14 protein-coding genes are annotated in these 13874 nt (G+C 53.8%); 10 read left to right on the top strand and 4 right to left on the bottom strand.

The window, feature by feature from the left end; genetic code table 11:
* Positions 1-86: 86 nt before the first annotated feature.
* The gene (locus AYK82_RS15905) at positions 87-644 is read right to left on the bottom strand and encodes an RT0821/Lpp0805 family surface protein (RefSeq protein WP_208976524.1); all 558 of its coding nucleotides are present in this window, start codon (positions 642-644) and stop codon (positions 87-89) included.
* On the opposite strand from AYK82_RS15905, the gene pdxH reads away from it, so the two are divergent.
* Positions 583-1311, top strand: a complete 729-nt coding sequence (pdxH, locus tag AYK82_RS15900; RefSeq protein ID WP_425272589.1) for a pyridoxamine 5'-phosphate oxidase — start codon at positions 583-585, stop codon at positions 1309-1311. The two genes, AYK82_RS15905 and pdxH, sit on opposite strands and share 62 nt — an antisense overlap.
* A 163-nt stretch (positions 1312-1474) precedes the next feature.
* Here the strand turns inward: pdxH and AYK82_RS18060 are convergent, their stop codons facing one another.
* Positions 1475-1642 (bottom strand): hypothetical protein, encoded by a 168-nt coding sequence (locus AYK82_RS18060; RefSeq protein ID WP_156453401.1) that lies wholly within the window; start codon positions 1640-1642, stop codon positions 1475-1477.
* Positions 1643-2013: 371 nt separating this feature from the next.
* On the opposite strand from AYK82_RS18060, the gene AYK82_RS15895 reads away from it, so the two are divergent.
* Both AYK82_RS15895 and AYK82_RS15890 read left to right on the top strand, forming a co-directional pair.
* On the top strand, positions 2014-2739 hold the full coding sequence (locus AYK82_RS15895) for an HAD family hydrolase (protein WP_068318260.1): 726 nt from the start codon (positions 2014-2016) through the stop codon (positions 2737-2739).
* 218 nt (positions 2740-2957) lie between these two features.
* Positions 2958-3833 (top strand): DUF1499 domain-containing protein, encoded by an 876-nt coding sequence (locus AYK82_RS15890; protein ID WP_068318258.1) that lies wholly within the window; start codon positions 2958-2960, stop codon positions 3831-3833.
* A 266-nt stretch (positions 3834-4099) separates the two neighbouring features.
* Here the strand turns inward: AYK82_RS15890 and AYK82_RS15885 are convergent, their stop codons facing one another.
* Together AYK82_RS15885 and AYK82_RS15880 are read right to left on the bottom strand one after the other, a co-directional pair.
* Entirely contained in the window at positions 4100-5290 is a 1191-nt protein-coding gene (locus AYK82_RS15885; protein ID WP_068318256.1) for a MalY/PatB family protein, read from the bottom strand.
* 59 nt (positions 5291-5349) lie between these two features.
* The gene (locus tag AYK82_RS15880; RefSeq protein ID WP_068318253.1) at positions 5350-6267 is read right to left on the bottom strand and encodes an MBL fold metallo-hydrolase; all 918 of its coding nucleotides are present in this window, start codon (positions 6265-6267) and stop codon (positions 5350-5352) included.
* Positions 6268-6495: 228 nt separating this feature from the next.
* On the opposite strand from AYK82_RS15880, the gene AYK82_RS15875 reads away from it, so the two are divergent.
* The 7 genes from AYK82_RS15875 (at position 6496) to AYK82_RS15845 (ending at position 13842) form a co-directional block, all read left to right on the top strand.
* Positions 6496-7485, top strand: coding sequence for a metal ABC transporter solute-binding protein, Zn/Mn family (locus tag AYK82_RS15875; protein WP_068318251.1), 990 nt, complete (start codon positions 6496-6498; stop codon positions 7483-7485).
* Positions 7486-7536: 51 nt separating this feature from the next.
* Positions 7537-8364 (top strand): metal ABC transporter ATP-binding protein, encoded by an 828-nt coding sequence (locus tag AYK82_RS15870; RefSeq protein WP_082733990.1) that lies wholly within the window; start codon positions 7537-7539, stop codon positions 8362-8364.
* A gap of 10 nt (positions 8365-8374) precedes the next feature.
* A complete protein-coding gene (locus AYK82_RS15865; protein WP_068318249.1) occupies positions 8375-9607 on the top strand; it encodes a metal ABC transporter permease in 1233 nt (410 codons plus the stop codon).
* Positions 9607-10542, top strand: coding sequence for a metal ABC transporter permease (locus AYK82_RS15860; protein WP_068318246.1), 936 nt, complete (start codon positions 9607-9609; stop codon positions 10540-10542). Before AYK82_RS15865 ends, AYK82_RS15860 begins: the two co-directional genes overlap by 1 nt.
* A 120-nt stretch (positions 10543-10662) precedes the next feature.
* Positions 10663-11187, top strand: coding sequence for an SRPBCC domain-containing protein (locus tag AYK82_RS15855; protein ID WP_068318244.1), 525 nt, complete (start codon positions 10663-10665; stop codon positions 11185-11187).
* 175 nt (positions 11188-11362) lie between these two features.
* Positions 11363-12655 carry an ATP-binding protein gene (locus AYK82_RS15850; protein ID WP_068318241.1) on the top strand — a complete coding sequence of 431 codons (1293 nt, stop codon included), beginning with the start codon at positions 11363-11365 and terminating at the stop codon, positions 12653-12655.
* Positions 12656-12822: 167 nt separating this feature from the next.
* Entirely contained in the window at positions 12823-13842 is a 1020-nt protein-coding gene (locus AYK82_RS15845) for a PstS family phosphate ABC transporter substrate-binding protein (RefSeq protein ID WP_068318238.1), read from the top strand.
* The last annotated feature ends 32 nt before the right edge of the window (positions 13843-13874 follow it).

Here is a 13874-nt window from a genome sequence, read left to right as displayed (position 1 = left end):
TTCCTTGCGCGAGGCTGAAAGAACACCGGAAAACAGTTAGGACCCTTGCAAAAGTGGTCGCTTTCCAACGGCGCTTGTGTCCATGCCTAGTTTATCTGCGCCGTATCAGGCTCAAATGGTGCAAGATCAACAATTTTTTGTTGATGGTTGGCATCCGGGCAGGTGCGGCCAGTATAAGCCTTTACACCGGTATAGGTGTTGGCACTGGTGACAAAATCGGTGCACCCAAGCTTGGTTGCATCATCTACCTGCATCAACGACATGATAATGCCGCTATTGCCAGTTGCCGGGCTGGACCACGCCAATGGCTCCAAAACCGGGTCTGTCGGAGTTGTTGTTGTGTCTTTCGCGAGAGCCGCTTCAATGCGCGCCACAATTGCTCGCTGGTCATCCCTCTGAATTTCAGGGGCGTTTGCGCCGAGATGTGCCGTAGATTCATTTGATGAACTCTGCGCGAGATCAGCCTTTGCGTCCTGCATCGAGCCAGCAACTTGTCCGCAGGCCGTACAGCCCAAACCCGCAAAAACGACAAGGATGAGATGGCCAAGGCGGGCGACTCTGCTATATCTCTTTTTCATCGGAATGAACTGGGCCTCCGGTTCAACTGCGGCGCTTGATGGCCGAACAGGTCTGGCCGCGCTCACAAAAATTGCTAAGCAGCGGGAAACACCCATGACCAACAAGCATGAAACTCCCGAGGATCAGTCTACTATCGATAGCATGGCCTCTGTCAATGCCCCTTACCCGCTATTTGAAGAATGGATGGCTGAGGCGGAAAAAAAAGAGCCAAATGATCCCAATGCCATGGCTCTGTCCACAGTTGACAGCGATGGCCTCCCGAATATTCGCATGGTGTTATTGAAGGGGCTCTCCCCGAACGGATTTGTGTTCTACACAAATTTGGAGAGCGTAAAGGGCCAGGAACTCTCGCAACATCCCAAAGCAGCGCTTTGCTTCCATTGGAAAAGTCTACGTCGGCAAGTTCGCGTCCGCGGGCAGGTTGTGCCGGTGAGTGAGGCAGAAGCAGATGCCTATTTTGCCTCTCGCCCACGCAAAAGCCGCATTGGTGCTTGGGCATCAAAGCAGTCCCGTCCTCTGGAAAGTCGCTTTGCGCTTGAAAAAGAAGTTGCGCGCTATGCTGCAAAATATGCAGTTGGCGATATTCCTCGACCCCAGCATTGGTCGGGCTTTTGTTTGGAGCCGGTTGAGATCGAGTTCTGGCATGATCGCGCTTTCCGCTTGCACGATCGCTTTGTTTTTCGCCGTGATCTGGCGACAGACACATGGAGTAAAGACCGCCTTTACCCCTAAATGCTGTTGGGTGCAGCGCTTTGCCACAGCCCAAACAGACGCCTATCAACAAACAAAGCACGCTTTGCAGGCAAAGCGTGCTGTTGGTCTTCTATATTGCGCAGGCCGAGCAACAATGCTGCCCTTAACCACACAATTCAGATGCTGGAAGCGCTTGCGATCATTAGTCCGTTGGATGCGGATAATAGATCACTGCTGCATTTGCTGCCTGTTGGCCTTTGTTGCAAAAACGGTTTGCCGCCTCGACAGCGCGAATACCGACTGGTGCATATAAAGCGTCAAGGTTTGGTTTGGAGGGCTTGCTTGCGGATTTAGCTTGTTCTGTGGCCATATCTTTCCCCTTTTCGGGGTCATCTCTCGTCTATCGTTCTGGCGGGGCAGCGTATTGAAGTGCTGTGCCGTTTACTCGCCGACCTCAAGGCGTTTGCCTCGTGAATCTGGCTTATTTATGTCTGCGCCTTTTTGAGAAAAAAAACCACAGTCGCCTGCTGCGACAAATCGTTACCGCCCAGCAATTGTCAAAAAAAAACAGCAATAGTGTGATTGAAGCTTAACGAAGGCCGCGGCCAAGCCTATATTAACTGTAAAAATCATGGGGGGCTTGGAACCGATCACATACGGCTTTCATTTTCTTGCGATGCCCCCGGCTAAAAGAGGTTGAGGCCTCCCCCTGCCTCAACCCTATGAATTCTCGGAGAAGTAATGACAATAAAGGCCTTTTTATTCGACCGCGATGGCACTTTGACGGATTTTGACCGCACGTGGGGCCCGGCGATCCATCATCTCATCATTCATTTGTCCGGCGGCGATGTGAAGCAACAACATCGACTTGGAACACTGCTCGGATTTGACACCATCACCGGCGCCTTTATGGAAGGCAGCCCATTCAAAACGCAGCCGCCCTCCCAGTATCTGGGCACATGGGCAAAAGAGCTGGGCCGCGTTGATGATCCCACTTTCTTGCCGGAGGTCGAAGATCGTCTGCTTCAATACTCTGTGCAGGAAGTTACCCCGTTTGATGATACGATTGTCACGCTCACAGCATTGAAACGGGCCGGCATCCCCTTCGGTCTTGCAACCAACGGCACTGTTGCGACAGCGCGCCGCCAATTGGAACATCTGGGTATCCTGCAGGACTTTGAATTTGTCGTTGGCTATGACAGCGGGTTTGGCGCCAAGCCTGAGCCCGGCCAACTCATTGCCTTCGCAAAACAGCTGCAACTGCGGCCAGAAGAAATCGCGATGGTCGGTGACAGCTTGCACGATATGCACGCCGCCGAGGCGGCAGGTATGGTGCGTGTCGCCGTTTCAACCGGTGCTTGCACGGTCGAAGAGTTGCTGCCAAACAGTGATCACCTGTTTTCCTCCCTATCGCAGATTGTGCAATTGCTCCCGCATGCCGAAATGCACACAGCCATCAGCGCATAGGGAAAGAGCACCACACTTCGGCTGAATTCGACCTAAACCCGAGTACTTGTTCTCCCTATTATTCTAGGGAGAGCAGGCTGCGACATTCCCTTGCGGACCCACCGCACATCGGGCATAGTTTTCACCATTGTAAGCGGGCTGGCAGCAGCTGTTTTTTGTAGCAGCAACGCAAGCCAGCAATGTCCCCCTAAGCAAACAAGAGGCATCGGCGAAACGGAATGTATGTGCAACTGCCACAGCGCTACTCGCTCTCTGCGCATTTCGCCAGACGCTTAGCTGCCCTTGTTCTCTGTTTTACCTTATTGTCTTTTGGTCTTCATCACCTAGGCCTTGTTGAAGGCGAGATCTTTGTAGTGCTGCTTCTTGTTGCAGCGGTGCTTGCCTTTATTGCCTGTTTTCTTGGCATTTTTGCTGCGCTGCGCCTTTGGTTTGAGGGGGGGAAGGGGTTTACCAATGCAATTACCGCTATGTTCTACGGCTTAATATGCTTGGCTCCCCTGCTTTACTTTTCTTATGGTTACCTCTCATTCCCGCCTTTGAACGACATCTCGACCGATTTGGATAATCCGCCCCAACTCTTGAGCGAGCGTGCAAACGGCACCAGTCACGTTTACGGGGCGCGTCAGATTGCGTTGCAGCAGCAGGCCTATCCAGATATTGTTCCGCGCCGTTTTCGTCTTTCTGCCCGTCAGCTCAGCGAGGGGGCCTTGTTAGCTGCACAAAACAACGGCTGGCGCCTGGTGCTTTCCGGGCGCCAAGATAATGACGAACCGCAAACCTTGCTTGACAGCACATCATTTGCTTTAGTGGAAGCGAAAACACCTGTTTTCGGTTTTGTGGACGAAGTTGCGCTGCGTTTCACGCCAGATCCGGAAGGCGCGTTGTTAGACATCCGCTCTGTCAGCCGTGTCGGTTCGCACGATCTGGGACAAAACGCCAATCGCATCCGCCGTTTCTGGAAGGAGCTGGACGCTGTGTTGGTGGAGAAGTTTGGGGCGGAGTACAATCGAGCCTTTGTGCCAGAGCAGTTTTCGCCGCAAGATGCAGAGGCAGTGAAAGATGCGCCTTTGCCGGGGCAAAAACCGGCAAGCTAAACAAGGGCCGGTAATGCTCTCCCATTTGTAATAGCCTTTAAAAAGAAAATGCCGCTGGTTCCGGGGGTTGGAACCAACGGCTATTTGGGGCCATTTGCAGCAATCTAGACCTGTTTGGGCAGCAGTCCTAACATGCTGTATAATGCGGTGCCTTGGGGAGCACTCTTTGCTTTGTTAATTCTAGATACATCAGGGCGCACTTAAATGCGGTGATAAATATCACAAAATCACCGTTTTGCGCCTTCAAGCGGCACGCTCTGCCAATTTTAACGGCTCTGTTTCCGCAAATCGGCAAATGCTTGCTCAAGGCGATGTACTGCCTCAATAACTGTGCTACGCGGGCAGGCGATGTTAAAGCGCAAATACTGCTCTCCTCCCTTGCCAAAGGCACCGCCATGGTTGGTCGCTATCTTTGCCACCCGCTCAACACGCCGGGTGATCTCAGAAATCTCAAGATCGACGCCGGACATGTCCACCCATGAAAGGTAGGTTGCCTCCATCTGCATCACTTTCGCGCCCGCAATAGCGGCTTCCACCCCCTCAGTGAGCAGGCGTTCGTTTTCCTTTAGGTACGGCAGCAGCTTTTCCAGCCAAACTTCCCCGTGGTCATAGGCTGCCGCTGTGGAGAGTGGGCCAAGCCGGGTCGCGCCAATGCCGCATGCATGCAGCTGCGCGTTGTAGCGACGACGCAGGCCATCGTCGCTGATAATCGCCGATCCGCTCATAAACCCAGCCAGATTGAAGGTTTTAGAGGCCGCCACAAAGGTGATGGTATTCTTGGCAATCTCCGGGCTGAGGGTCTGGGTTACAATGTGCTTGTGCCCCTCAAACACCAGATCCTGATGGATCTCGTCGGAGATGATGAGAATGCCCCGTTCGATACAAAATTCACAAAGCTGGCGCAGCTCGTCTTCGCGCCACACGCGCCCACCCGGGTTGTGCGGGCTGCACAGCAGCAAGATTTTTGTGCGCTGATCTACCAATTCTGGCAAGCGCTCGAAATCCATCCGATAGGAGCCGTTATCATTGATAAGCTCGCTCTCGACCAGCTTGCGCCCATTGGCGTGCACTGCACGGGCAAAGGCGTGGTACACCGGCGAAAACACGAGCACCCCGTCACCCGGCTGTGAAAATGCCTGAATGGCCATGGAGTATCCGGCGACAATTCCCGGGACCCAAACAATCCAGTCCTTTTCGATTGGGAAATCATGTCGCCGCGCCATCCAGCTCTGAACAGCGGTTAAATACGTCTCGTTATCACCGTAATAGCCATTGATGCCATGCTCCGCCGCATCTTGCAGAAGTTCCGCCACAGCTTCCGGCGGGCGAAAATCCATATCAGCCACCCACATCGGCAGGGCTTCCGCAGGATCCAGCTGATAACGGCTGCCCAGCTCGTCCCATTTTAATGAATGCGTGTTGATACGGGAGACTTCCCGGTCAAAATCAATGGTCATATCTCGTCCTTAAACCCCTGTGGGCATTAAACCTTAGCAGGCCCGTGGTGCAGCACCTCTTATGCCTTAACTGGCTGGTAGCAGGTTTCCAGCGAATGCGGCCCCTCGCAAGTGGCGAGGCCGCGATTACACAAATCCTCCAGATGTGCCAGCACATTGAGCGCCGCTGCGCTATGCAATGCCCTATCAACATCCTTGTAAATCTCGGCAGTCATTTGCGCAATTGAGGCTTTCCCACCGAGCAGTTGAGCCAGCACCGCAGCCTCACGCGCTTTGCGATGGGCGTAAAGCCCGCGCAAGTAGGTTTGTGGGCTATGAATTTCGCCCCCATGCGCAGGAAAAAAACGGAACCTGTCAGCATAGGCCGCAAGTTTTTCAAGCGACGCCATGTAGCTACCCATACTGCCATCAGGTGGCGCAACTACAGACGATGACCACCCCATCACATGATCACCGCATAGCAAAACATTGTCGTCCTCTATAAGGAAACTCAGGTGGTTCATGGTGTGCCCCGGTGTGGCTACCGCAACAATGTCCCGCCCTGCTAAGCGAATGCGCTCCCCATCTGCCAGAATACGCGCCGGCACATAGGCGTAGTCTGCACTGGCTTCCATAGGATTCTCCGGCATGTCGACAAACGCGGGCGCGCGGGTATGCGGCGCACAGCCAATAATCGGAGCGCCGGTTATACGCTCCAGAGTGCGAGAAAGCGGCGAGTGGTCCACATGGGTGTGGCTGACAAGGATTGCTGAGACAGGTCGTCCATCAATCCCACGCAGAAGGGCATCAAGATGTACCTGATCCTCTGGCCCCGGATCGACCACCACAACCGCATCACGGCCTATGAGGAAGCTGTTGGTGCCTTGAAAGGTAAGGGGCCCAACATTGGCGCAGGTCACTCTGGCAAGAGAAGGTGTTAGCGAAACAAGCTCGCCATGCTGTGGTTCGAATTCCCGCTCAAATTCCAGTGATGCCATTCAATCTGCCTTATATGTTCGTCTGCTAATTATGTTCCACCATCGCCGCCCTTTGTTGTAGGCGCACTGATAACAAGGAACAACTGCCAAAAAGGAGCAGGGGAATTGCTTATTGCAATTGCGAATGATTTGCATTATTAAAAAGGCTACAAATTATTTCGATGACAGTCCCGCTGATTCCTGTCACTTTAGGTTTCTCTAAAAAGTAGAGCTATGATGATGATTAGAATGACAAAAGTTTTCTGGCGCAAAGCAACAGGGTTGTTACGTGGCATCGGCTTGGCAATCGCTTTCGGGAGTGCCGGCCTGTCCTCAGCGCTCGCAGCATCGCAACCTCTACAAGTGGTCGCGACCGTTGGTATGGTTGCCGATGCTGTGCGCGCTGTTGGTGGCGTTCATGTGGAAGTTGAGACACTTATTGGCACTGGAGTTGACCCGCATTCCTATCGCCAGACGCGTAGCGACGTCATTAAGCTTGGCCGTGCTCAGGCGATTTTTGCCAATGGCTTGTTTTTGGAGGCGCAGCTGGAAGATTTGCTGGACAAACTGAGCAATAAAAAGCCTGTCTTCTTTGTTGGTGAAGCGGTTCCGGTTGCGCAACGTGTGGCCTCTGAAGATTATAAGGATCGCTTTGACCCCCATGTCTGGATGAGCCCGCGCACGTGGCAATACGCCGTGAGTGCTGTTGAGGCTGCCTTAACCGAGTTGCAACCTGAAAATCGGACAGACTTTGCAAAAAACGCGGAAAATTATGGCAAAAAGCTCGCCCGGTTGCGTCAGTACGCCGCCGAAGTACTAGCCTCTATTCCTTCGGAAAAACGGGTGCTCATTACTGCACATGATGCGTTCACCTACATGGGCCGCGACTTTGATATGCAGGTTGTTGGAATACAGGGAATTTCCACGAATTCTGAAGCGGGCCTACGCCGGATTGAGCAACTGGTGGATTTGCTGGTAGAAAACAAAATTACAGCAGTGTTTGTCGAAAGCTCGGTGTCTGAGCGCAATGTCAAGGCGCTTATTGAAGGCGCCGCAGCCAGAGGGCACGCCGTTACAATTGGCGGCGAGTTGTTTTCAGATGCTATGGGCGCACCGGGCACATATGAAGGCACGTATATCGGTATGATCGATCACAACGCCACAATTATCACGCGCGCGCTGTCCGGCACCGCCCCGGCAAGGGGCATGAACGGTAAACTGGCCACATCTGGTCATTAGACACACAGTAAAGACCGGCACCTGAACAGGGCCTGAACAAGGAAGTAAACCATGACCAGCACCGCCAGTCTCCATAGTGTGACCCACAATGGCCGGCGCACAGATCACGAAGCCGCAGCGGCCAACCCCTTTACTGTTCAGGGGCTGACGGTGGCCTATCATCAAAAGCCGGTGCTCTGGAATGTGTCGTTCAGTGCGCCTGTTGGTTGCCTCACTGCAATTATCGGCCCCAACGGGGCCGGTAAATCCACCTTCCTTAAAGCCGCTCTTGGCCTGATCCCGAAGCTTTCAGGTGAAACCAGTGTCTTTGGTGCGCCGATAAAGAAGCAACTCGCCCGCATAGCCTATGTCCCGCAGCGCTCTTCGGTTGATTGGGATTTTCCCGCAACCGCGCTGGATGTGGTCACCATGGGCCTGTATGGCCGGATCGGCTGGCTGCGCTGGCCGGGAAAACGCCACCGCGCCGCAGCTATGCAAAGCCTTGCCGCCGTGGGCATGCAGGCCTTCGCACAGCGCCAGATCGGCCAGCTTTCCGGCGGCCAGCAACAGCGCATCTTCCTTGCCCGGGCTTTGGCGCAGGATGCAGATGTTTATTTAATGGATGAGCCCTTTGCCGGTGTTGATGCCGCCACCGAAAAAGCCATTGTCGATGTGCTGCACCAACTTGTTGTAAGTGGCAAGACTGTTCTCGTTGTTCATCACGATCTGGAGACAGTGCGCGATTACTTTTCTCACGTGTTCTTGCTAAATGGCCAGCCAATCGCCAGCGGCGCCGTGGAAGATGCGTTTACGCCGCAAAACCTGCAAAAAGCTTATGGTGGCCGCTTGGCCTCCACACAGCTCCAGGGTTTAGCGGCCGCCGCACCGCATAAAGCATAGGGGTGTACTCATGCATGCATTCTGGCAGGCAATCACCTTGCAAGCTGGCTACAACACCGCTCTTGTTTGCGTCGGCGCGGCTATTCTCGGGGCCTCTGCCGGGGCCATCGGCGTGTTTGTATTGCTGCGCAAGCGCACTTTGGTGTCTGATGCTGTCAGTCATGCCACGCTGCCCGGTGTTGCCCTTGCATTCATTGTCGGGCAGCTGCTGTTTGAGGCAGGCCGTTCCTTGCCACTGCTACTGACCGGCGCCGCTATCAGCGCAGCGCTGGGCGTGCTTGCAGTTGATGCCATCAAGAACCACACCCGCCTGAACGAAGACACGGCCATCGGCACCGTGCTATCCACCTTCTTTGCACTTGGCATGGTGCTGCTCACCGTCATTCAATCTCTGCAAGTAAGCGGGCAGGCGGGTTTGGAAGGCTTTTTACTTGGCGCCACTTCTGGCATGCTGTTTTCGGAGGCCGTCCTTATCGCGGTTGCCGCAGGCATTATCGGGGCCGCGTTGCTCTTGCGCATGAAAGAATTCACTCTGCTTTGCTTTGACGAGCAGTTCGCAGCCACATCCGGCTACAATGTGAAGGCGCTGGATCGGACGCTTCTTATTCTGCTTGTCGGTATTGTGGTAATCGGTTTGAAAACAGTTGGTCTCGTCCTTATTGTTGCCTTGGCGATCATTCCGCCTGTTGCCGCCAGATTCTGGACAGATCGTGTCCCTGTACTCACCGCAATTGCAGCAGGCATCGGCGCCACTGGAGGTTACATTGGTGCCGCGATTTCAGCCAGTGCCCCAGATATGCCCACCGGCGGCGTAATCGTTCTGGTGCTCTTCACCTTGTTTGTCATCTCGATGTTGATAGCGCCTGCTCGTGGCGTTTTAGCCGCTGCCCTCCGTCATCGCCGCTTTCAAAAAGTGGTGCATCTGCGCCAAGGTCTTTTGTCCCTTGCCCATAATGAGCCGGTGCTAGAGCCCCTGACTGCCCGCCTGTTGCGTCGCAATGGGCTGCTGCGCGGAGATGGGAGGCCCACGCCCGAAGGCGCGTCACTGGCGCACAAAACCGCGCAGGATCAGCTGCTGTGGAATGCCTATAAGCAACAGGCCCCAGAAGAGGCGTTGTTGATGAAAGATTGGTCCCTGCGCCCGATCCAAGAGGTTTTGCCTCCTGATGTGGTGAAAAGCTTGCAAGACGATTTAAGCTTGGATAGCGCGCCCTCGGCCAACACATTGCGGAGCCCGCTCTAATGGATATCTTTCTGCAGTTCGACTTCCCTTCAATCTTGCTTGGCGTATTTGCCGCACTTTCCTGCGGGCTTTTGGGAAATTTCCTTGTGCTGCGTCGACAGGCCTTGATGGGAGATGCAATCTCACATGTGGTCTTGCCCGGTATTGTGATTGGCTTTTTGTTTTCCCATGCTACGGCTTCTTGGCCAATGCTTTTGGGGGCAGGCGGCGCTGCGATTGTCTCTGTGTTGTTGATCGAATTGATCAGACGCTTGGGTAATGTGGAGCCCGGCGCGGCCATGGGGGTTGTTTTTACAACTATGTTCGCTGTAGGGGTGGTGTTGCTGGAGCAAACCCAAACCGCCGGCGTTCATTTGGATGTAGAACACGCCCTTTATGGCAATCTGGAAAGTGCTATCTGGCTAGAGGCCTACTCTTGGCGGGATCTGTTTAACCTTTCAGCCTTGAGCGCCCTGCCTGAAGACGTGAAACTGTTGGCGGGCGTCAGCCTTGTGCTAATCGTTACCGTGTTGGCCTTCTTTAAAGAGTTGAAGATTACCAGCTTTGATCCGCTGTTGGCTGCCAGCCTTGGCATTTCCCCGCAAATCTTCGGTCTTCTTTTGATTGTCATGGTTGCAGTGGCGGCCGTAGCTGCTTTTTCCGCCGTTGGCTCGATACTGGTAATTGCAATGTTTATTTGCCCTGCCGCCACCGCCAGAATGCTGACGGATTCGCTTAAGATTCAGCTATGGCTTTCCAGCTTGGTTGCCGTGTTTGCAGGAGTTGCTGGTTATCTAGCTGCGGCTTTCCTTCCGCCAATGCTTGGCTTTGATGGGAGTGTGTCTGCCGCCGGTATGATTGCTGTGGTCGCCGGTCTATTGCAACTTGCAGCCATGCTATTTGCACCCAGATATGGTGTCGTGTGGCGCCGCTGGCATCTCCAGCGCTCCTCTTGAAGATCAGCGATCATCCCTGTGTATAAGCACGGGGTCTTGCTATGGTAAACAGCCTGAACCTGTGGTTTTATTGGCGTCCAGTTTGGCGCACCACATGAGAAAACCGGGGAGGCACGGGACATGGCTGCACAACCAGAGATTACAATAAACATGCTAGGGACAAACGCCTGCGTTGCCCGTGTGCGGCTGCCACACCCGCCCGCGCTGGTCTATGATGCCTTCACAACCCGCATTGATGCATGGTGGCCAAGCGATTATCGCTTTTCACCTGAAGAGGGTATCCTTGGCTTGGAGCTAGAGGCAGGCGGCGGGTGCTATGAAGATGTGGAGGATGGGCGCCGTATCCGCTGGGGCACTATCCTTGCAGCCGAACAAGGCAAGCGGCTACAGCTGGCTTGGCAGATATCCCCTCTACGTCTGCTCATCAATGCGCCGGAAGCTGCTGGCGAGGTAACAGTCACCTTCCTTGGTGATAAAAACGAGGCAGGCGAGGGCACCATGCTGGAACTGACCCACGATCATTTTGATCGTTATGGAGAAAACTGGCAAGACTATCTAAACGCCATGGCCTCACCCGCTGGTTGGTCTTTCTGTCTTTCTGCTCTTACTGAATTTTTAGGGGAGCTACAGCTTTCAAAAGCTTAAGCGCTTAAACGTCGCTTTTTTGTCATGCAACGCCTGTTAAATGCGAATCTGCTCCCGCTTCCTATGAGAAGGGGGGAGCAGAGTAAACCATTGCTACTAAAGGCGAACTAAAGCAGACGGCGACGACGTGTCCTCCCAGAACCCATCGCAATTAACAGATCGAGATCATTTAGCCATGAAAATTAATCGCAGGACTGTCTATCGCAAGACAGTAGACGTGCGTTGGCTGGTGTTCCTCGTAATGTGCATTATGGCGCTGTTCGCACTGGCATTCGAAGTGCCGGTCTGGGCCGCTTTTATGGGCTTTGCACTACTGTTTACCGCCATTATCGGAGGTGGCCTAAAGGGGAGGACCACTCTGCGCCCACCCCGGGGCATCAGCAAGAAAGAGCTCGGCGAAATCGTCGATAAAGGCATGAAGTCCGCGGTCAATGCCCTACCTGATCCTTGTTTTGTAGTTGATTACCGCGGCACCACGCAATATGTGAACACCGCCGCTCGGGCAACGTTTCCCGCTGTTCGTGTCGGTGTTCCACTCTCCTTTGGCATTCGCGCCCCTTCCTTGTTAGAGGCGCTTGATCGTGTCTCTTCGTCTTCTCCGGCAGAGATCATTGACTGGTCGGAAAAGGTACCAGCAGAACAATGGTTTGAGGCGCATATCGCCCCCCTTTGGTCCGCTGCCAATGGCAACTTGGCTGTGCCACGCGGTAAGCCGGGACTGATCATGGTTGTGGTACGCGATCTCACAGAGGCACGATTGCATGAACGCATGCGCGCCGATTTTGTTGCCAATGCCAGCCACGAGCTGCGCACGCCGCTCGCGTCGCTGACCGGCTTCATTGAGACCATCCAAGGTCCTGCCCGCAATGATGAGGTTGCCCGTGATCGCTTTCTGCAAATAATGTTGGATCAGGGCGAACGCATGCGTCGCCTAATCGATGACTTGCTTTCGCTTTCCCGCATCGAAATGCGCGTACACGTGCAGCCAGATGAAGTGTACGAGCTGGCGCCCATCCTGCATCACTCGATTGATGCCCTCAGCCCGCTGGCTGACGAGCTGCAAGTGAAGATTAATGCAAAGCTGCCCACCGAACCGATTTGGATAAAGGCCGAGCAAGACCAACTGGTACAGGTCTTTAATAACCTCGTTGAAAACGCGCTGAAATATGGCGCTCAAGGCGGGAAAATCGATATTTCGGTATCCAGTGTCCCGTTCGGTGAGCATGGTGGTTACAAAATTTGTGTGCGTGACTATGGGCCTGGCATCGCCCCGCAACACTTGCCCCGCCTGACTGAACGGTTCTACCGGGTAGATGTGGAGACCAGTCGCCAAATGAAAGGCACGGGCCTAGGTCTGGCTATTGTAAAGCACATTATCAATCGCCACCGTGGGCGCCTTGAAGTCGAGTCGGAACTGGGCGCAGGCGCTAGCTTTTCTGTCACATTGCCTGCTATTGTGACACGGTAAATCACTTATTCAAACAAAACGCTATATTTTTCAATAATTTGAATTGTCACAAAAGTGTAGCACAGCTGTCATATAAGCATCGCAGCAACCCGATACGGTGCTTCCAGCTTTCAGGAAAAGGCCTGTAAGCATCGATATTGTGACCAAGACTCCCGAGGAGACTTCAGGTGAAAATTAAGGCACTTGCAAGCGTAGCTGCACTCGCTCTGGCCGGCACCATTGCCGCTGGTTCCGCTCAGGCCCGCGATCAGATTCAGATCGTTGGTTCTTCTACTGTTTTCCCGTTTGCGACTGCAGTTGCAGAGCAATTCGGTCAGAAAACCGATTTTAAAACCCCTGTCGTAGAATCCACTGGTTCCGGCGGCGGTATCAAGCTTTTCTGTGAAGGTGTTGGCGAGAAAACGCCTGACATCACCAATGCGTCCCGCCGCATGAAAGAAAAAGAGCTGGTGAAGTGTAACGAAGCTGGTGTGACCCCAGTAGAAGTCGTTGTTGGCTTCGATGGTATCGTACTTGCAAATTCCAAAGCCGCTCCTAAGCTGAACCTGACCCTTGATCAGGTTTTCCTTGCTCTGGCCAAAGAAGTGCCAGTTGACGGCAAGCTGGTTGCAAACCCGCACCAGAAGTGGTCCGATATTGACCCATCTCTGCCTGCTTCCAAAATCGAAGTGCTTGGCCCGCCACCAACCTCCGGTACACGTGATGCATTTGCCGAGCTGGCCATGCAGGGCGGTTGTAAGAAGGTTCCAGGCGCTGCAGACCTTGGTCTGAAGAAAAAAGCCTGTCACGAAATCCGTGAAGACGGTGCTTACATCGAAGCTGGTGAAAACGACAACCTGATCGTTCAGAAACTGGAAGCAAACCCTGCTGCTCTGGGGATCTTCGGCTTCTCCTTCCTTGATCAGAATGCCGACAAAATCCAGGGTGCCGAAATTGCTGGCGTTGCGCCAACTTTTGAAGCAATCGCTGAAGGTTCTTACCCTGTGTCTCGTTCCCTGTATTTCTACATCAAGAAGGAGCATGTTGGCGTGATCCCTGGTATCGTAGAGTACCTTGCCGAGTTCACAAACGAAGACACATGGGGTGACGACGGTTACCTTGCCGACAAAGGTCTTATCCCACTGCCAGGTGAGCAACGCGATGCTGTTGCAAAATCTGCAGCTGCTATGACCCCGCTGGCATTCTAATCTACTGAATGCTTGGAAGGCAGCGGGCCAGC

This window comes from Polycladidibacter hongkongensis (assembly GCF_001561995.1).
In the GTDB taxonomy this organism is placed as follows: Bacteria; Pseudomonadota; Alphaproteobacteria; order Rhizobiales; family Stappiaceae; genus Pseudovibrio; species Pseudovibrio hongkongensis.
This window is presented reverse-complemented; position numbering and strand designations above follow the sequence as displayed.